The 18,789-nt window shown below is 59.7% G+C and carries 15 protein-coding genes; 3 read left to right on the top strand and 12 right to left on the bottom strand.

What is annotated here, in order from left to right; genetic code table 11:
* Positions 1 to 2 precede the first annotated feature (2 nt).
* The 11 genes from ACSFA0_RS26120 to ACSFA0_RS26070 form a co-directional block, all read right to left on the bottom strand.
* Positions 3 to 170 carry a hypothetical protein gene (locus ACSFA0_RS26120; RefSeq protein WP_435453179.1) on the bottom strand — a complete coding sequence of 56 codons (168 nt, stop codon included), beginning with the start codon at positions 168 to 170 and terminating at the stop codon, positions 3 to 5.
* Positions 167 to 1,378 (bottom strand): hypothetical protein, encoded by a 1,212-nt coding sequence (locus ACSFA0_RS26115; protein WP_435453178.1) that lies wholly within the window; start codon positions 1,376 to 1,378, stop codon positions 167 to 169. Before ACSFA0_RS26115 ends, ACSFA0_RS26120 begins: the two co-directional genes overlap by 4 nt.
* A 64-nt stretch (positions 1,379 to 1,442) precedes the next feature.
* A complete protein-coding gene (icmJ, locus tag ACSFA0_RS26110; RefSeq protein ID WP_435453177.1) occupies positions 1,443 to 2,081 on the bottom strand; it encodes a type IVB secretion system protein IcmJDotN in 639 nt (212 codons plus the stop codon).
* Between the two features lie 91 nt (positions 2,082 to 2,172).
* Positions 2,173 to 2,571, bottom strand: a complete 399-nt coding sequence (locus ACSFA0_RS26105) for a hypothetical protein (protein WP_435453176.1) — start codon at positions 2,569 to 2,571, stop codon at positions 2,173 to 2,175.
* Positions 2,572 to 2,686: 115 nt separating this feature from the next.
* On the bottom strand, positions 2,687 to 3,178 hold the full coding sequence (locus ACSFA0_RS26100) for a hypothetical protein (RefSeq protein WP_435453175.1): 492 nt from the start codon (positions 3,176 to 3,178) through the stop codon (positions 2,687 to 2,689).
* 96 nt (positions 3,179 to 3,274) lie between these two features.
* Positions 3,275 to 3,514, bottom strand: a complete 240-nt coding sequence (locus ACSFA0_RS26095; protein WP_435453174.1) for a hypothetical protein — start codon at positions 3,512 to 3,514, stop codon at positions 3,275 to 3,277.
* Positions 3,515 to 4,314: 800 nt separating this feature from the next.
* Positions 4,315 to 5,829, bottom strand: coding sequence for a DotG/IcmE/VirB10 family type IV secretion system protein (locus ACSFA0_RS26090; RefSeq protein ID WP_435453173.1), 1,515 nt, complete (start codon positions 5,827 to 5,829; stop codon positions 4,315 to 4,317).
* A gap of 37 nt (positions 5,830 to 5,866) precedes the next feature.
* Entirely contained in the window at positions 5,867 to 6,670 is an 804-nt protein-coding gene (locus ACSFA0_RS26085; protein ID WP_435453172.1) for a DUF2381 family protein, read from the bottom strand.
* 244 nt (positions 6,671 to 6,914) lie between these two features.
* Positions 6,915 to 7,166: a hypothetical protein gene (locus ACSFA0_RS26080; protein ID WP_435453171.1), complete on the bottom strand. Its 252-nt coding sequence runs from the start codon at positions 7,164 to 7,166 to the stop codon at positions 6,915 to 6,917.
* A gap of 95 nt (positions 7,167 to 7,261) precedes the next feature.
* Positions 7,262 to 7,945 (bottom strand): DotI/IcmL/TraM family protein, encoded by a 684-nt coding sequence (locus ACSFA0_RS26075; RefSeq protein ID WP_435453170.1) that lies wholly within the window; start codon positions 7,943 to 7,945, stop codon positions 7,262 to 7,264.
* A gap of 28 nt (positions 7,946 to 7,973) precedes the next feature.
* The gene (locus ACSFA0_RS26070; RefSeq protein WP_435453169.1) at positions 7,974 to 8,309 is read right to left on the bottom strand and encodes a hypothetical protein; all 336 of its coding nucleotides are present in this window, start codon (positions 8,307 to 8,309) and stop codon (positions 7,974 to 7,976) included.
* Positions 8,310 to 8,719: 410 nt separating this feature from the next.
* On the opposite strand from ACSFA0_RS26070, the gene ACSFA0_RS26065 reads away from it, so the two are divergent.
* The 3 genes from ACSFA0_RS26065 (at position 8,720) to ACSFA0_RS26055 (ending at position 17,698) form a co-directional block, all read left to right on the top strand.
* The gene (locus tag ACSFA0_RS26065) at positions 8,720 to 9,886 is read left to right on the top strand and encodes a hypothetical protein (protein WP_435453168.1); all 1,167 of its coding nucleotides are present in this window, start codon (positions 8,720 to 8,722) and stop codon (positions 9,884 to 9,886) included.
* Positions 9,887 to 10,011: 125 nt separating this feature from the next.
* On the top strand, positions 10,012 to 15,432 hold the full coding sequence (locus ACSFA0_RS26060) for a strawberry notch C-terminal domain-containing protein (RefSeq protein ID WP_435453167.1): 5,421 nt from the start codon (positions 10,012 to 10,014) through the stop codon (positions 15,430 to 15,432).
* A gap of 127 nt (positions 15,433 to 15,559) precedes the next feature.
* Complete coding sequence (locus ACSFA0_RS26055; RefSeq protein ID WP_435453166.1) at positions 15,560 to 17,698, top strand: DNA topoisomerase 3; 2,139 nt, start codon at positions 15,560 to 15,562, stop codon at positions 17,696 to 17,698.
* Between the two features lie 255 nt (positions 17,699 to 17,953).
* Here the strand turns inward: ACSFA0_RS26055 and ACSFA0_RS26050 are convergent, their stop codons facing one another.
* Positions 17,954 to 18,745: an HNH endonuclease gene (locus ACSFA0_RS26050; RefSeq protein WP_435453165.1), complete on the bottom strand. Its 792-nt coding sequence runs from the start codon at positions 18,743 to 18,745 to the stop codon at positions 17,954 to 17,956.
* Positions 18,746 to 18,789: the final 44 nt, after the last annotated feature.

Raw genomic sequence — 18,789 nt, 5'->3', positions numbered from 1 at the left:
GACTAATCCTTTTTAGATTTGAGCTCGCGCGTGATTTCCCCCAGACGCTGAGCACGCTCGGCGTCGTCCGGCAGATCCATCAGGCGGTCTAGTAAGAGGAGGAGCGATGCATCTGCCTTGGCTCTCAGGCGCAGGTACGCTCGCTCTAGCAAGGCTTGATCAACACTCATGCGAAGTACGGAGCGGCTTGGCCGCCGATCCGCTCGAGGTAAAGGGGCATCTCCAGCCCCGCGCTCCCCGCCGCATCGCACAGTTCGGGAAGGTCATCCTCAGGGCACTCAACTTCCAAGGCGCCCCGCCCATAACTGCGAACAATGAACCCTGCAGAATGAATGAGCATTGCAGCTGAAAGTGTCAGCATGCGGTCGCTGGCGGTGAGCCATACGGACTGCGCGTCAGGGACTGGTGGAGCAGACTCCTGCCCAGCACCTACGGCTGTACTCGGGTGCTCACCGATTGACGCATCAAGGACATTGGTTGCGAGAATGCCCGCAGACAGGGACAACGCTTCGAATGGCCCATCCGTTATCAGTTGGTCTGCAGGAGACTCACCGGCATAGCAAAGACCGACGATGACATCTTCGATATCCATCTTCGCGAGGGTTCCTAGTACAGCGAACTCCGGAAGCGCCATCCAGACACGCCCACCTTCGTCACGGTCTCCAAGGGCGACCAGCGGCGCGACGTTCGCGTCGAGACTGTCAATACGCACTTTCAAGAGGAGGGGACGTTTCTGATATTCACATGCCCACGCATACACCCTCTCGGCTGGCGGCAACAAGGCTGCCTCAAGCGGGAGCGCGTGCCGATCAAACACTGGAACGGGCGTATTGAGCACGGCGCGCGCATGCGCCAAGCGGGGCAGGTTCAAAGTGACCAGCGCGGAGCTCCCCGAGACTCTGCCCTTACCGCAAACTACCTGGGGCTGGTATGCCGCCCGAAGCGCGACACACAGTTCGTTGCCGCTCGGCGCCGTGGCCGTACGCAGCGTTGCACTCACGTCGTCACTCAGTGTCAAACCACACAATTCCGACAAGGCCCGACGATCGGGGCGGACGCCATAGCGGTCACCCGCTAGCTGCATGACCCTGCCGAACACCTCAGCAAGCACAGATACGATCCTCTCTGGATCCCCGCGATCATGGCTGAGCTCAGCGATCAGACCATCGAAAGTGGGACGGAGGTAGTCATGCGGCTTCAGCCAAGCCAGGCCTCGAGTCCACTGAGCCTTACTGTTTGACCACCAGCAGACCGAACGCTCTGCTTCATCGCTCTGCAACTGGCTCGCGCGGTGGAAGCGAAAAGGTCGTGCGCCGATGCTGCAGGCCCAGCCGGCGCCGTTGTCCATGTCGTCATCAAAAAGGACCGCGCCGTACATTTTGTGGATTAATCGATCGTGTGCAAATGTGGAATCATGCCGCGACTCTTCACCATCATTTAGCTCAGGCCGCAGCCTGACGCGTTTTATTTGACGATGCGCCGAGCCGCGCTTCTTCCGCCAGCCAATACTGAACTTGCCTGGGGAATGCAGGCATTCGCGGCAACAGACGGAAGCCATGGAGCCGCTCTGCAAGCGTCGCGCGAGCATCAACGCTTATGGCGAGCATCCCTTGGCCGAGGCGCGCTGGGTCGCTTGCGCCCGTGCCGAGATGTTCCTCGGTAACGACTGCGCGACTCTCAAGCGAGTTGTAGAGAGATCGAGCAGCGTCCTCTCTACGCCCGCCTGCTGCTACCGCGACGAAGATTGAGCGTGCTAGATTGTTCAACGTCGCCTGGTCACTTTCCGGGCACCAAACGACGGTCCCCGCCTTTTTGATGCCGGCTAAGCCTAGGTGAAAGCACAGGTGGCAGAACGGGCATGCGGTGACCAGATTGGCGAGGTCGGTGTTCTCGTGATCGTGGTCCAGGTGGTGAACCTCCTGGAACTTCTGCGACTTGAATCCGCAGAAGGCACATGTTTGCTTGTCGCGCTTGAGGACCGCGCGTCGCAGCGCCTGAAGCGGCACATCGGCCTCCCCCGCGTGCCAATCGAGCCTGCCCCAGCTCAACCTTTCGGCAGTGATCTCGAGCGAAGGTTTCAAGTGCATTCCAGTAGCTCTGTCACGTTGTGGGGGAAATGAAATTGGCCCACTTGGGCCAATTCTTCACGCTAGATGTCTGCGCGTTGATGGGTCAGTAGGGCTCGCTCACGACGGACGCTCCCGAACCCCACAGCGAGGTAATGCCGGTGCCCATGTATTCGGGGAACCCTGCCAGGATGACGGCGACGCCCCAATAGATAAGCGGGATCTTCAGCGTGGTGCGCTCGGGCTGCTCGCCATGGGCCTTCCATTTGAGAGCACCGATGAAGCCAAAGCAGAGTGCACCAACGTAGCAAAGCGCCGTCACGAGCGGACCCGCACCCTTGATCGATTGGGTGAGGTTCGAGAAGAGCGTACCCAAGCTCTTGCCGTTGCCGTTGAAGGAAATCGAACCGGTTGCGGCAGCGGGGCCGGCGATGAGGAGGGTCGAGATCGCGAGCACGCCAAGCAGGACGGCCTTTTGTTTCGGGGTGAGGGTGATCGAGTTCATTTCGGGGATCCTTGAAGAAAGTTGTTTAGGTGGCATCTGAGTCGGTTTACGCGGGCCGGCGAGCGCGCCGCGGAGGGTTCATGCTTCCTGTGTCGTCATGTGTTCCTCTCGGTGTCTAGCCGGTGATGAAGGCCGAAATGTCCCAACCAAATGTGGTCGCAAACATTTTCAAAGTGACATGGATGTATATCGCGGCCATGCCGGCGAGGAGGACCACGATGGCCTTCCCAACTGATGCGCCATGTGGCCGCTGTGGCTCGCCCGCCTCTTTCAAGATCCAGATCCCGCGGACGAAGAAGCAATAGCCGATAAAGCTGACCATGGATAAGACGGCGCCGAAGGCCTTGTTGGAGCCATCCTTGTCAACGACGTACGACAGGACTTCCTTACCCCACACATCTGAGCCGTAAGTCGTGACCGCCAAGCTCTCAAGGAATGATGGCGAACTTGCCATCAGGCATGCAGCGAGAAAGGTCATGAATGGCGTACGAAGCCCAGATCGTCCGTCATCGGCCACAGCTTTGAGTTGCATCACTGATGTCCATCCGAAGACCATCGACATCAACCAGCAGATTGCGGTGACAAACAACCAGGCCGGGCCGTCCATGAGCACAAGCTCCTGGAGTCGACTAATCATCGAAACAAAGTCGAGTTCTGGCACAGCTTTTCTTTAATCGGTCATTACGGTCGTTTGCGCTTGATACTATTTTATCTTCTGTTTTCCGACGTAAACGGCGTGCGCCTGCTCGTCGACAGCCGATAAATTGCCCACGCCGGGGATTGCCTCACCGATCGCGTAGGCCCTGATCTGGCCTGCGTCGTTTCGCAGCCAGGCCAGGTTGTCGCGAACGATGTGAACGCTGTAACCCGAAGCAGCGAGCTGTGCCGCCGATTCGACGTCCTTACGGTCTTGAACCGAACGACGCGCACCAACGTTGCGCACGCTACGTTCCTTGACCTTTGGGCGGCTAGCGCTAGTCGAAGCTGCACGAGCTACCGTTTTTGTGGCGCTCAGGTTCGGCTGCGGCGACTGGCTTGCGAGCGGGGCGCGGGCCTCCATCTGTGCCACTCGTTGGGTCAACGCGGCGAGCGCGCTTCTCTGTGCGTCAACAGTGCCGCGCAAACCTTCGGACTCGACGATCGAGGGACGATCAGCGCCCGCGAGTGTTGAAGAGAGGGGCGCGGGCGTGGCCGACCTCGGTGCGACAGCCTGGCCTTCGCCTGCGGCGCCCAGCACGGAGGCGGGCGCGGCAAGCGAACCCGCCGAGGTGGAGCCGCCGACTCCAATCGTTGAGACCGTTGGCACGTTTGCGGGCGTAGGCAGCTCAGATGTAGCTGGCGCTGGTGCGGGTCGCTGGATCGGCTGCGGCTGTTGCGCCGCTGCCGACCTTTGCGGCGCTGACTTCTCTTGCGCGCGTCCTTCCTTCATCTCTACCCCGGGCGCAGTTGGCGGACCCGCGAGCATCTTTGCAATTAGGCCGCACACAAGGACAGCCCCTACCCCCCCAACGATAATGAAGGGAAGATTTCGCTTCACGAATCCATGCTTTTTCGGGGGCTCGTTCCGCAGTTCGCCTGGAACGGTCTCTGACGGCCCTGCGACCGGCTCGTCGAACTCCTCCGTGGCCGAGAAGCCAGATGGGAGGAACTCCAGCGACTCATCGCTACTCGGTGTCGTGCTGGTGTCTTGTTCTCTGCTGCTCATGTGCGTTCCAGTTCTGCGTTTTGTCTGCTCAAAGTCGCTCAGCGATACCCGGCATACGATGGCGTTTGATAGCCCGCACCTGCGCCGAAGCCGATGCTCGGGCTCATACCGTATGCGTTCGAGGTGTAAGGGGTGGCGCCGTACCCGCGACCCTGCTGAAGTGCCGCGGCCGCCGCGGCCTCTTGAGCCCGCGCACTTGCAAGCTCGGCACTTTGCTGAAGCTCACGAAGCGCAACCGCGGCACTGGGTTCAGGTGCAACCTGCCTGCCGGTGGACGCGTCGACGGCCGAAGCGTTCGCGTTGGCACGTTGCGTGGCCGGATTGAAGACGTCGGCCCCGAACATGACGCCAATCTCAGTACCCGCAGGCATGGACACCGTGACGGGGCGTTGTCCACGTTGCCGCAGGTCGCTCAGTAGCGGCGTCATGGCGCTGCCGATCGCCACGGCGTAGCGGTCGCTATTCGTGAGTCCAGGCACAGAGGTACCAATCCCGTTGTCGCTGACCGATGTTGTTTGGCCTTTTTGCGTCGCGCTCAGGCCGAAGGCTTGAACGAATGCAGCGGCACCCGGGAGGATGTAGCGCTCAAAGGCGTGGTAATCGGTTTCGCCTGTAAGGCCTGTGACCCCGAAAGTCTTGGCGTCTCCGAGAGAGACGGCATAGGCTTGCACCGGGTAGGTTCCGCTTCCGTCCGCGGGGGAAAGGGTGCTGAAGCGAATGACGATCGCATCACGTTCCAAGGTCTTCTGCCCCACCAGACGTGCGCCGTTGAACTTGCCTTCGCGGATGGTGACGATGACCGGGCCCGAGAAATCGGAATTCAATGCGACGTCCGTATTTGCGAAAGCGATCTCGCCTGCGCGGATCACCGGCTTACCGCCCGGAATGACAGGCGCAGAGCCTCTGGCTACTGGACTGGCGCCACCACCGGACGAGGCCGTGTTCGGGGCAGCACTCTGGGTTGCCGTTGCTGCAGGCTGTCGAGACGTTTGGCCAGATGAGGTCGGTGCGAAATTGCCCTGAGCGGCCGTGGTCTGGGTCACAACGCGCTGCATAAGCTGCAAGGCAACTCGGTACTGTTCAGACTGTCTCACGCCTACGCTCGGATCCACGCCTGCAGCCTGAGCGCTTGTCCTCATGGGAGCGGGGGCTTGGTCGGCTTGCGCCAGGGCACGCATGCGGCCGCGCTGCTCGGCTTCGGTCTCTGTGGGGCGGCGCGCATCACCGTCGGCGTCCCCGGTTACGCGGGGAATCACCATAGCCGTTGGCTTGCCGGTGGCATCCTTGGACCTGTCTTGATCGCTCTCACGGACGAGTGAGCGGTAGCTATCAGGGGCAGATCCTGTGACGTCGTCCGGATTCGTAGGTGGAGCGACGACACGAGCGGTTGGGCGCGGGCCCGGGGCCTTCGTGCGGTCGCCATTCATCATCACCAACGACACCGTCAGAACGATGAGAGCGATCCCCAAAACCAGGAGCATTCCCTTCTTGGCCTTCGGGTCCCGCCAAGCTTTACGCACGCCACCGAAGGCGCCTGAGTTTTTTTCGGACATAGATGTTCCAGTTGACTGAACGGTGCTCTTAGGTTGGCTATTCGCCGATGCTCACGGCGACCATTCGTCCCTCAGAGGAGACGACGATGGAGGGCACGCTAGAAAGGAGGTAAGTGCGTGTCAGTCCGTTGGGGCTCGAGACACTGTCCGTCCAGAGAGGGGATACGAGGGTCATGTCGGTGCGAAGGTAAAGCTGGTCGTTGAAGGACCATGCGCGCACACCGCGCATTGACGTAACCACCTCTCGCGACCCGGAGGGAGCTACGCCGTCCAGGAAGCTGATGAGGGCAGCGTCGGACGGCGCACTCGTACCGGTCACAAGGCGGTCGACTATCGGTGCGCTGGCGTTCGGTCCACGCTGCAGAACGCGGATGTCAACGCGACTGTCCACCTCGCGTTGCGCAGTGGTAAGAATGACTGCGACTGGTACGTCATTCCCTTTGAGCGTGATGGTCAGGCCGCCATAGGCATAGGGAGTCTTCGGACGCACCTGGACATTGGAGGTCCCCTCCAGCACGTCGAACTGCGATGAGTCCCCAGGGACTGCCTGCTCGACCGGCCACGACGCACCCGTGCTGTCTGTAAACACTAGGCTGGTCGGGATTCCCATGCTCGTGCGAATGGACGGCGGCTCCTCACCCGCAGCCTGGGTAATTGGCTGCGAGCGGGTCACTGGCCGGGGCTGTGCTCCAGCACTAGCTGCAGCGGCACGCTGAACAAGGTCCATCCGACGCTTGAGTTCTCGAACTTGTGCCTCGATCCCGGCAGGCAAGGTGTCGTCGACGGCCAGCTCCGCCGGCGACTTCAGCGCAGGGACGACACCACCAGTAAGAGGCGGCATCGTCGGCGCAACGTAACTCGACTTCGCTTCGCCTCGCGTCTGGCCCGGGAGCGGGGAACCCGGTGCAGGCACTACTGCACGGCTTTGAGTAACCCCCTTCCCTTCGAGGGGCGCGCTCGGTGTGGGCGTTGTCGCCCGACTGGGCTGAACGGAGCCACCTTGGTCGGGCGGTGGAGACGGAGCTTGTGCCATTGCAAGGGGGCCAAACGCTCCGCATAGAGCGATGGCCGCGAGCAAAACGGCGTTAGTTCGATTGAGGCGCATAGCTAGCCAGGTACTCCATGAGGAATTGAGCTGAGGCGGAACCAGGGTTCGGGGCCGTCTCCAGAATTTGTTGCAGGCGCTGGGGATCGTTGCTGTCGAGGAGATTCAAAGGGAACTCCCAGTCATCGATTGCCTCGACAACGTCGTCCGGAATGGACGCTGCTGCGAGGTCAGGCGGTTCAACGTCCATGAAGGGTTCCAAAATGTCCGGATCAGTGTGATTTTCGATCATACAAGTCCGATTAACTCTTATTGTCGTAAGGACTGCAAAGCTGGTCGCTTTTTCGGCAGGAGTTCGGCATCCATCCCAGAGCTACGTTTCGAAGACTAGTTCGAGGTGACCGTTCCACGAGCGGCATTGAAGCCGGCGATGGCAATCCCTTTCGGGTTCTCGGTAGTGGGAATGCGCACCACGGTGACCTGCGCGGTGAGGTTCTGGGTTTGGTTGGTGCCGGGGCCTTGGTAAACGACTTGGTACGGCACCTCAACGAGCCACGCATATACCCCACCCATGTCCGACTCCCGGACGATCGAGGGAGGTCGAATGACAACCGAGCTCAACACGAGCTGGCGCTTCTCGATTGCCTCGAGCGAGCCGGATGAACGAAGCTCATCCAGATAGCGCCTCCATCCTGATCGCGTGAAGTAGACGGACGCTTGCCCAAGCTGCTCCCTGTAGTTTTTGAAGTCGACGGCGTGCATGGCGGCGATAGCCTCAGCAACGTGCTGGGAGACCGCGTTCCTGTTGGCGATCGGCTTAGACAGGGGAACGATTGGCACCAACGTTCCGTCTGTCTGCTGGATGATGTACCGCGGCTCCGGCGGCGGCCGCGTTCCCAGGAATGCAAGCGCTACAAGGCATGCTGCCAACGCGACGGCCAATATCACGATCGAGCTGAGGAACTGGAAGGTCCGCGCTTGCAGCTCTTTGTTGCGCCTCATGATCGCGAGAATCGGATCACCCTTCGCTTCGGCGCCACCAGCTACAGGTGCATTGTTGGTTTTGCTCATCGGAGTTCCAAGTGTGTTTGCCTCGCGCTCAAGGCGCGGGGGATTGAGGATCGCTGGCAGCGTCCGTCATGAGGTGCTCGGAGATCGCGGGCACCTTATTGATCTGTCCTGTCACGTACTGGACAAAAACCGAGGACGCTTGCACCGGCTGGAGCACCACATGGAGGGCCCATGCCGTGCAAAGCGCCATTCCAACGGAGAAGACGAGCACCAATTGGGATGCCCAGCGGATAACTCGCTCCCGCAATGAGTTGGTGCGTTTGACCGTGGGCGCCGCCCGGAAAATGATCTCGTTCTTCTTCGGGCCGGAACGTGGCTTGGCCGGCGGCGGCGCGGGCGAATTTTGGTCAGACGCGTGTGGCATGCGGGGAGTTATGAAGGGTCTGCACGCATTTTGGCCGCAAATAATCGGCGCCCTGCAGGTTAATCGGCTGAGACCGGCCGATTTTTGCAACCGTCACCGCTCCGCTGTCAGCGGACCCGGCGTTTTTTGGCAACGAAACACCCGCTGTGACATACTTTTTGTCAACTTCGCTTCAATCGCCGTGATGTCCATCAACCGCAACCCAGCATTGCCGAGCCTCGGGACAACGCCCGAGCTTAAGCACGCGCCTGTGCGCAGGTCTGCGGATTGCCCCGACGGGCTTGGCCTGGTCAGCGCCGAGCACCCACCCGCGGGTGACTGGCCAGCACGGAAGTCGACCGAACGCTTTGGGTGGGGCCTCGTGCTCGGCGAGCTCATAGCCTCACCTTGATTGCAACTTACGGAGTCGTATGACCATTTCCCTTACCCAGCTTGCAGGCGACTACATCGACCCCTCGGCGAGTTTCACCGTATGGCGCAACGTCGCTCTGGGCGTCCTTGCTTTCGATGTCGAGAGGCGAATCACGACCGGCAAGGATCTGTTGACCGGAGAGACCCTATCGATCCAGCTTGACGAAGAGAATGCGAGCGATGCCCGGGACGACGTCGACGTATGGAGCGCGCTGCGCTATCGCACGCGCAACGACGTGCAAATGGTGGCGAACGCAAAGGCCGTGGTCCCAGGCGAGGGAATCATCATTTTCGAAGGTGTTCGCGCCGGCTCCGAGAAGGGCGTTCTGCAGGCCCGTTGGGCTAGCACCGCAGCACACGCCGCTGGCATTGCGAAGGTGTTCTCTGCGCTGGTGCGTCCTGCGTTGGCTTACGGCTCCCGTGTTGGGCAGATGGATCCGAAGCATGCGATCGAACTGATCCGGCCCAAAAGCGCGCGCCCCATCCACTCCCGCCAGGATCTCATGGACACCGTCGCGTCGGTGATATCGACACCATTTCGAAACGCGCTGATCCGGGTTCTCGACTCGGAAAACTTAGTGAGTACGAGCCAAGTATGGAAGCCAAAGGATCTGTCCGTGCCGGCGTCCATCGAAAAGCACTTCGCCAACGATCGAATCGCGCGCGTGCTATCTGACGCGGTCTGTCAGGGGGCCATCGTCGAGGTGCTAGCGATCGATCGCATTTACCCGGGCAAAGACTACGGGAAGGTGCTGTCCGATCACAGCAAAACGGACACCACGATTTTCCGACGGGACTGGTCGCTCGGCGAGGGCAAGGGCTACGGCTTCGCTGACGCAATAGTTGCGCTGCGCCAGTACCAGGCACTCGATGGGACCAAAGGTGGCTGGCAACTGACCAAGCTACGTCCAACCACGATTCGGCCCAACCTCTACCGTGGCTACGCGGATTTTCCTACCGCCAACATCAATCCTCTCGTCGCGCCTGTTCAGGCGCCCGCGCCCGACACCCCGCAAGAGCAGAGCGGCGCACAGGCGCTCGCACAGGCGCCGCATAGAACCGGGCGGCACGGCGACGCGGAGGCGGCTCACACTGCACGGGACCACGAAAACCCGCTGGCCGAAAAGTTGAACCGCGCGAGCCGGGGTTTCGCCCGGGCACGATAGCGCAGAGCGCCGACTGCCTGTCGCCCGCGGAGCGACGTACGATTTATGCGAGTTTTTATGAAATGGTCAGAATAGGTCTTTACGCCATTAACCCCGCAGGGTTGGCATAAACATCTGGACCATTCATGAGCTTCGCGACCGCATCGAAAATCACCGATCTGTACTGGCCGGACCTCAGCGCCCACAGGGTCACACTCGGGATCGTCGATCACCAGGAAGGCGGGTCATCACTGATTTTCGTGGATGAGGAGAATCAGTTTTCCTACATCGCCAAGAACATGGGATTCCAGCGGACACGCTGGGCGGGCCTCTGGGTGCGCAGCGATGTTCGGGTCGAAGCATCGGCATTCCACAGCGCCTTTCCCCAAGTCGAGGTGGTGCTCAAGCCTCTGACGGCGATCAAAGCCGACGCTCTGGATAAGATTCGGCTGGTAATCGAGAGCTCGCGACAGCAACTTCTTCCAGGCTTCGAGCCGGTAGCCGGCGTGCGCCCTCGCAACGAGCCGACCGCGCGCCTGGGACCTAGCGTGCGGTCGACGGCAACTGGCATCGGCCAGGTCGCCGGTGACGTCATTGACCTCAGCCCGATGATCTCGGAGGCTCGTCTACTTGGGACGAATATGCGCGGCGAGGAGGTCTTTCAAGCGCCGGATGCAACACGCTTCGTGCGGGCCCGTGATGACGGCGGCCCAAGCCAGGGCAGAGCAATTGAGCGTGAGTCATCATTTCTCACGGCTAGCGATGTCGACGCCGCGCGCTTCCTGCGAGGTTCTACGCAAGGTGCCTTGGCTATATCGTCAGACGCTTTCGTCAAGATGATGGCAAGTGGACACAACGCCAGGGTCGACGAGCTCCAGCGCTTCTTCTTTGCGGTAACCGGACGCGACATGAACGCCGGCGATCCGGATGTCGTTCATGTCGTTCGCGCAATTGATCAGGCAAGAGTGCGCAAGCTTGCCGAACTCGTCGAGAGTCCAGACGAGGCGGCCTTTCACGCCGCGCTGCGCCTTCACGAAGCAGCCCAGTACTACTCTGTAGTCGACAGCAACCGCATGACGCCGTTGCCGGTGACCGTCTCGCTGCAGCAAATCGCAAGTGCGATGCCCGACGGATCAACGGTCCGTATCGAGAACGCCCCGAACGGAGAGTTCAACACCTTCACCGCGACCGTCGGCAAGTTCCTCCCAGCATCAGAGGGCGAGCAAGCAAGCCTGATCCTCGCGGCGTACGAAGGCACCCTCCTCGACCGCGCCGTTCAAGCCTATGGAACCTCCGTTAGCCGCCTGGACCACGCAAGCGTGCTGCAGACGTTGCAGAGCATGACGCCCGACGGGGTTGGCATCTTCGTCATCAGCGGCGACATCGCTCCGGGGCGGATCGGGCCATCGTCGAGACGCTTCCTCGACGCGCTTGCAACGCTGCACGAGATCGAAGGCATCGTCGATATTGATGGCACTCTTATGGGCGTGCCGGGTGCTCTTCCCTCCCGAATGATCGTAGTAGGGAATAAGCGTGATATCCCCGGTCATGGAGGCCTCCCGCCGGCGGTCCCGTATGTCGTCGACTACCCGTCTTTGTGGACTTGGGCGACCAAGATCACCGAAGCAATCCGCAAGCCTGGCAGCGTTCCATACGTCGAACGCGGCGGCGTCGCCCGGGAGACGATGGTCGGCGAGAATGTTTTCCAGGCGCCGTATATCCCTGCATCGTTGCTCAGCGAGCCTGCGCTCATGGTGCCGCGCAACCTTGCGTCGCCCCTGCGCCGAGCCATGATTCAGATCAACAAGGACGTCCCGCACGTGGACGCCTGGCTTCAACGGCAGCTGCACTACGATGATGCAGGGCTGACGCAGGCCCTCTCAGCTGAGCAGGCCGATGCCGTGGTCATGGGCCTCAAGCGGCTCGAAGATGGTCTCGGCTTCATGATCGCTGATCAAACCGGAATCGGCAAAGGCCGAACCATTGCTGCACTCGCTCGCGCAGCTCGTGCCAAGGGGCAGCCGGTGATTTTTTTGACCGAGAAGGCCGAGCTCTTCACTGACATTTGGCGCGATATTGAGGACACGAACTCCGAGGGCTTCTTTCCTCGGATCATGATCCTGAATGACGGCGAGTCTATCGTCTCGACCAAGACCGGTCAGGTGATCGCAGAGAGCGCACCAAGAGCAGAGGTCGAGACCGTAATGCGGTCGATGGCTTACCCGGAGAACGTGGACATCATTTTTGGCACGTACAGCCAGTTCAATCGTGACCCCATCAAAGCCATCAAGGCCGAAGGCGGGATCGACTTGGACTCCATAACTTCGGCATCCCTTTCAGCGAGCACGCGCAGCCTATCGGAGTGGGTTGCACGCAGGCGGCTCAGCCAAGGCAAGAAGGCCGCAGCCTCGTTGATGGTGGAAGCCATCGATATCTCGGACGATCCTGCGCTGATCGCCAAGATGCCGCTATCTGCGGTGAAGAGCCTCTGGATCGGCAAAGCGACGAAGGATGCGCTCCTCGTGCTCGACGAGTCTCACAATGCCTCTGGAGAGACGTCGCAGACGAACCTCAACCTGGATAGCGGCGTGCTTCGCGCTGCGAGCGTGATCTACTCCTCCGCCACGTTTGCGCGCGGCGAAAAGAACATGCGCATCTACCGCCGCCTTTTTCCCGCATCGGTGGACGTCGAGGCACTGCACGAGACCCTGAAGCGCGGCGGCGAAGCGCTGCAGGAGGCTCTTGCATCCATGCTCGCGGAGGACGGCGCCATGATCCGGCGTGAGCATGATCTCTCGATGATTAAGTTCGTCCCGCGCGTGGATGCTGATCGTTTGGCTCGCAATGAAAAATACGCTGACCAGCTGGCCGAGATTCTCGCAGCGATGACGTTCCTCACACGTGAGACGCGACAGCTCACCGATGCCATGTCGAAGGAACTCAAGGATGCACTGATCGCTTTGAACGAGGCGAATGCCGGGCAGCCATTCTTCAGGCCCAAGGACGTTGACACGGTAGGCGTGGTCAAGCGTGGGTCGATTGGGAACAACCTATACACGATCATGCGGGCGTTCCTCGCTGTCCTTAAAACAGACGTTGCGATTGAAGACGCCATCCTCGACATTCGAGAGGGGAAGAAGCCGGTTTTTGTGATCGATCACACAATGGAAACTGAGCTTGATAGGCGATACGACGAGAGCGTGAGCAAAGGCCTCGTGGTGAGTACCGGTTCGGGGGACGTGATTCCAGCACCTGGCTTCCGATCGATCCTGCGCGATCGCCTTGAAGCGCTTACGCACGCGTACGTTGATGGGCAGCGGGTTGAAATCAAAACACGACCCGAGATGCAGGTGGTCATTGCACGCATCGACGCGCTGATAGATGCATTCCCCGACCTGCCAACTTCGCCACTCGACGTGGTCCGCCAGGGCGTTGAAGCCGCCGGCTTCAATGTCGTCGAGCTTTCAGGTCGGAAGCGACGTCTCATCTACGACGGCGCCGGCAAGGCACTCGTCGTTGACATTCCGAAGAAGGAACGTCGCGCTGCCAAGGACCGCTTCAACAACGGTGACGCGCATGCGATGGTCCTAACGCGTGCGGGAAATGCCGGCATTAGCTTGCACGATTCGTATCGCTTCTTGAATCGGGCCCAGCGCGTGCTGATCGAGGTCGAGGTGCCGGAGGACGTCCTCAAGCGGACTCAGTTCTTCGGGCGGGTGAACCGAAAAGGACAGATGAGCAATCCGATTATCCGGACGCTCTCGTCGGGCATCCCAGCAGAAAATCGCCAGATCTCGCTGCAGAACAATGCGTTGCGACGAATGAGCGCCAACATCACTGCCAACCGCGACAACGCCGCGCTCACAAAAGTCGTCGCTGACATGCTCAACCAAGTCGGGAACGAAGTGGCATACCGCTTCCTAGAGCTCAATCCAGAGCTCGCAGAGTCGCTCGATATCGACATCGTAAAGAAGGTCGCTGATGGAGACGCAGACACCCCAGTGGCAAGCCTGTGGGGCGATAAGTACGTGAGCGAGCTGATGAACCGGTCGGTGATGCTCCCCGTGTCGCAGCAGAAGGCGATCATTGAATCGCTTACGCTCGAATACAGCGCGTACATTGAAGAGCTCGATCTGAAGGGCACCAATCCACTCAAGGCGCGGTTCTTTGATATCCATGCAAAGCGCTTGACAGAAGAGGTGCTGGAGGCGGCCATGCCGACCGGCGTGCATGCAAGGCGTGAGAGCGCCTTCGATCGCCCGGTCAACATCACTACCGTTGAGTACACAGAGTTCTTTCGCCCGATGGCGGGCGCAATGCTCTTGCAGCATATCGAATCCGGACAGCTCGCACTTGATGAATCGGCCCGTGCCCGCTATGGCCATACTGCGCGGTACAACGACTGGGCCAGCCAGAATCAGCAAGCATCGATCTGCGATCACATCGTTGAGGTGCTGGTTGAGGACAAGGCGAAAATTTTGGAGCGCTTCAAGGGACGTGCCGAGACTGTCGCCGAGGCGCTAACGCGGCCGGACAACAACATGGTCAAGCAGATGGACCACAAAATCGATGCGATCGTCGGCGCACTCTGCACGATTCGAGTCGGTTCCAGGATACGTTGGCATCACGAATTCCGCGATTGCTATGAAGACAGTGCAGTGGTCGTCGGAATCAAGGTGCCGCCGCCCGATGAGACGCACTATGCAGGTCGCTACACCGTGCAGGTTGCACTCCCCGGCCAAGCTCACCTTGCGACGCGAACCCTGAGCTCGTTGCTTTCCATGCAGGGCTTCTGCGTTCATGAAATTGACTTCAACAAGAAGCTGGTCGCCGAGTTCGACAGCCGAAAGGAGGAGGCATTCAAGGCAACGCGCGCGCTTCTCGACGGCAATCTGTTCCGGGCAGCCGAGATGTCGATTCAAACAGGTTCAGGGACCCAGGCCTACTACTCTGACGAGCACGGTATGACGAACCGGGCGGTGGTTCTGCCCATTGGTGCAGACGCACGCTCCTTCGCGAAGCTCCCGCTTCGCATCCATGAACCAGGCATGGTTCAAGAGTTCTTCGACGCCGTGGATCGTGGCACCCTTCTTTCGTCCTCAGGCGCGGGCAAGCTGACTGGGATGGGGGCGCAGATGAAGATCGTGAAGAAGGGTTTATCTGTCACTAAGGAGGCTGGTGGCGAGACAGTGGTCAGCGTGCCAGGCTCTCGGCAGTGGACTGACTGGCTTCGTAGCCATCCGGACCTGATGAAGGTTACCGGCCCATTCGGTGGTACCCGTGACAAGCTTTTCGCAGTCGTTCCGAACCGGCTCTTGCCCGCGCTTGTCGAGGCGATCTACGAAACAGGGATGACCCTTTACGCGCATTCAAATGAACAGGCAACCCTTCTGGGGACAAAGGACACTGTGAACGCGAGGGGTTGGTTTGCTGTACGTATGAAGACCCAGGACCGCTCGCCAGAGGTCAGCGAGCACGCGACCGTCGACCCCCTCGCATCACTCGGAAAAGGTGTGCAAACAGCGCCTACCACGCTTGCGGGTCCGTCTTGGAGACGGGCAGCCTGAGTCGCTCGCGACCACGTCAGCCAATGAAATCGCCCGCTTCACGCCATTTCAAGCGCATCCATGATCACAGCCGCCCGTACACTTTTGTGCTTATTCGCCAGTAAACCGTTCGGTTTGAGGACTGCTCTTGTTTGAAACCTTATATATCGCCGAGAAGCCCAGTGTGGGTCGCGCAATTGCCCAGAACCTCGGCGGGAAGATGACTCCTGTGAGGGGCCAGAAAGGTGTGACTCACTACATCGTCGGAGACGTCGCTGTCTCCCATGCTTTCGGCCACATATTGAAGTTGGCCGAGCCTGAAGACTATGACCCTAGTTTCCGTGACTGGGAAGCGGCAGAGGCTCGATATCCGTTTATTCCCGACACCTGGAAGCTCAACGTGATACAGGAGTCAGCGGAGCAGCTCGCAGTTCTCCGGGACCTGGTGAAGAATTCAAAGCGCATCGTGCACGCGGGTGACCCTGACCGTGAGGGGCAACTTTTGATCGACGAGATCTTGGAGTACGTCGGCAACTCTGCGCCGGTGTCCAGGATCTTGCCGAACGCCATCGACGACGGGTCCATGAAGGCCATCCTCAAGGATGTTCGCGACAACCGAGACTTCCGCGGCTTGTACGAAGCCGGACTGGGTCGTCAGAGGGCTGACTGGGTCGTGGGCATGAACCTGACTCGCGCTTGCACTGTAGCCAATCGCCGAACCGGCCTTCGCGGGATGCTGTCCGTTGGGCGGGTGCAAACGCCGACATTGGCTATGGTCGTCAAGCGCGATCTTGAGATCGAAAACTTCAAGCCCCAGACGTTCTTCCAGCCGATCGCGAATCTAAAACATGCGAACGGTCAGTTCAAGGCCGAGTGGAAAGCTCCGGCGAACTTCCCTGGGCTGGACTCCGAAAAGCGACTTATCGACCCCGCAGCGGCACGTGCGATTGACGATGCCTGCAAAGGGCAGACTGGGAAGATTGCAGAGTACAAGGTCGAGCGAAAGGAAGAGAGGTGCCCTCTTCCTTTCTCTTTGACGACGCTGCAGATCAAGGCTTCGAAGCTCTATCGGATGAGCGCCAATACCGTCCTGGACATCTGCCAAAGCCTCTACGAAGTTCACAAGATCACGAGTTATCCACGTTCGGATTGCCCCTACTTGCCCGAGTCTCAGTTGGCCGATGTACCCGCTGTACTGCGCGCGATTACCAGCTTCAATGGGGAGACAGCCGATCTCGTTGCCGCGGCAGACGCTAAGCATGTCTCGCACGCCTGGGACACGAAGCTAGCGCCAATCCACCACGGAATCATCCCCACCACGAACGCCAACTACGCCTCTCTGTCCGAGCCAGAGAAGAAGATCTTTTCGCTGATATGCAAGCAGTACGTCGCGCAGTTCTACCCCGCATACACATTCATGCAGACCTCGGTTCTTGCCCGCTGCAGTGGCCACGAATTCAAGGCGTCAGGTCGCACACCCGTCGATTACGGGTGGAAGAAGGTGTTTGGCTCTTCGGACGTCGATGATGACGAAGAGAAGGCGAAGGGAGCCCAGCAGATGCTTCCGAAAATGGAACGCGGGGATAGCGTTGTCTGCGTGAGCGTCGCCTACGACAAAAAACTCACCAAAGCTCCCGCACGCTTCACCGAGGGTACGCTGATCCGCGCCATGACGAATGTGCATGAGCTTGTGGATGATCCAGTGCTGAAGGAACGTCTAAAGCAGTCGAAAGGGATTGGTACGGTGGCAACTCAGGGCAAGATCCTGCAGAAGCTTCACGAGCGCAACTACGTCGCTACGCAGTCCGGAGCGGTGGTGTCGACCGCCGTCGGACGCGCTTTCGTCAAGGAGCTTCCTCGTGACCTAACCGAGGTACACGTCACAGCGATTTGGGAACTGGCTCTCGAGCAGGTCATCAAGGGCCAGCTGCAACTGTCTAAGTTTCTCGAAGGACAGAGTCTTTGGATTCACAAGCTGACCCGACAAGCTCTGTCGAAGTCGACGTGCATTGCTGTCGGCTTCGGCAATGAGACGGTGAACGCTGCCACGATGAGAGCGCTTGCTGACGCAAATGGTGCCAAATGCCCGAAATGCGGGAATGGGCACCTGCGCGCTGCACAGGCGCGCCAGGGGGAGAACAAAGGGCGCTACTTCCTAGCCTGCTCCGCGTACCCTGACTGCGATCACACCTCGGACATCGCGGGTCAACAAGCGGTTGCGACAACGAAGTCGAGCCGCGGAGAATCGAAGGGCGGAGCGGCAGGAAGGCGTCGGTCACGGGCGTGATCGGGGAGCCTGTCGCTCGTCTGAACTTGACGCGCACTTTTCCAAGAGTTAGTATTAGCGGATCGACTCTTCAATCGATAGCAGTGGTAGTTGCTCAATTGCTTGTTGAACGACTACACGGGGATCCGCTTTGGCGAGCGGGTCCCCGGCCTTTTTAGCTGCTAGATCACATTGACATCTATCACGCGCTCCTAGGTTGATGAAGCCGGGGAGTGTGCATCAAAGTGCTGCTCAAGCAGCGCAGCTCCCGGCCGATCAGTTCCACGTCGACGAATGCATCTCTCGATGATGTGCTATCGCCTTCAGACTAGGCTTGACCTTACCCGGGCGAAATTTGAGATCACGCACGATTGGATCATCGGAGATCGACGGGTGGACTTCAGCCGCGCGCCCATCTGCACTAAGGCGGATGAGCCCACGATCAAACAGCGTGTGTAGATCCGTTCTGAGCGCCAGGCCGTTGGTTACATGCTGTGTAATCCGGCCGCAATACGGAGAGATGTGAGCCGCGTCAATCACAGCCTGCAGGGTGCACCCTGAGAGGCAGCAAGCACGGTCAAAGTTGTGGAGCACCGCTTTCCTGAAGGCGCCCTGCCCTTGCCGCTGAACGATCGAGACCGCCACGCGTCTGATCGCCGCTTCGACGTTGTCTGGATCGAATTCTGGCTGCTCCGACACCTCTTCGATGATTCTTGCGAGATCACTCGTCGTCGTTGGATCGAACACTCGAACGCCATGGTTCATAGCAGCAGCAAGTGGCTCGGTTTCGACGCCGACTGCCTGCAGGGCTTCTTCTATGATCTTTCGCAAGTCTTGCGGGCTTCCGTGGCGAAACGCGATGATTTTGGGAGCTCTCGGTGCTCCGTTTGCAGAAGGCGCTACTGCATGCTCAGGCACTTTAATCTGGCATGCCTGGTTGATACGAAAAACGCGGATGCCGGCGCCGTCCGGCCCGAGGAAAAAGGCGATTCGCGTCTTGCGGACCTTCGGCGTCAAAAGGGTGCCGTACTGGCTTTTGACGTATGCAGCCACTTCGTTCGGCGTCATTTTGGATGAATCTCACATACGTAGGGGACAAGATCACCAGCGCA

It is taken from the genome of Variovorax restrictus (assembly GCF_051216715.1).
Classification (GTDB): domain Bacteria; phylum Pseudomonadota; class Gammaproteobacteria; order Burkholderiales; family Burkholderiaceae_C; genus Variovorax.
Note: the sequence above shows the minus strand (reverse complement) of the source record. Positions and strands in the feature narration are given on the sequence as shown.

What these genes read in the sequence shown, in the direction of transcription:
- ACSFA0_RS26120 (WP_435453179.1), bottom strand. Translation starts at nt 170, where the DNA reads ATGAGTGTTGATCAAGCCTTGCTAGAGCGAGCGTACCTGCGCCTGAGA.
- ACSFA0_RS26115 (WP_435453178.1), bottom strand. Translation starts at nt 1,378, where the DNA reads ATGTACGGCGCGGTCCTTTTTGATGACGACATGGACAACGGCGCCGGC.
- ACSFA0_RS26105 (WP_435453176.1), bottom strand. Translation starts at nt 2,571, where the DNA reads ATGAACTCGATCACCCTCACCCCGAAACAAAAGGCCGTCCTGCTTGGC.
- ACSFA0_RS26100 (WP_435453175.1), bottom strand. Translation starts at nt 3,178, where the DNA reads ATGGACGGCCCGGCCTGGTTGTTTGTCACCGCAATCTGCTGGTTGATG.
- ACSFA0_RS26090 (WP_435453173.1), bottom strand. Translation starts at nt 5,829, where the DNA reads ATGTCCGAAAAAAACTCAGGCGCCTTCGGTGGCGTGCGTAAAGCTTGG.
- ACSFA0_RS26085 (WP_435453172.1), bottom strand. Translation starts at nt 6,670, where the DNA reads ATGCCGCCTCTTACTGGTGGTGTCGTCCCTGCGCTGAAGTCGCCGGCG.
- ACSFA0_RS26080 (WP_435453171.1), bottom strand. Translation starts at nt 7,166, where the DNA reads ATGATCGAAAATCACACTGATCCGGACATTTTGGAACCCTTCATGGAC.
- ACSFA0_RS26075 (WP_435453170.1), bottom strand. Translation starts at nt 7,945, where the DNA reads ATGAGCAAAACCAACAATGCACCTGTAGCTGGTGGCGCCGAAGCGAAG.
- ACSFA0_RS26070 (WP_435453169.1), bottom strand. Translation starts at nt 8,309, where the DNA reads ATGCCACACGCGTCTGACCAAAATTCGCCCGCGCCGCCGCCGGCCAAG.
- ACSFA0_RS26065 (WP_435453168.1), top strand. Translation starts at nt 8,720, where the DNA reads ATGACCATTTCCCTTACCCAGCTTGCAGGCGACTACATCGACCCCTCG.
- ACSFA0_RS26060 (WP_435453167.1), top strand. Translation starts at nt 10,012, where the DNA reads ATGAGCTTCGCGACCGCATCGAAAATCACCGATCTGTACTGGCCGGAC.
- ACSFA0_RS26050 (WP_435453165.1), bottom strand. Translation starts at nt 18,745, where the DNA reads ATGACGCCGAACGAAGTGGCTGCATACGTCAAAAGCCAGTACGGCACC.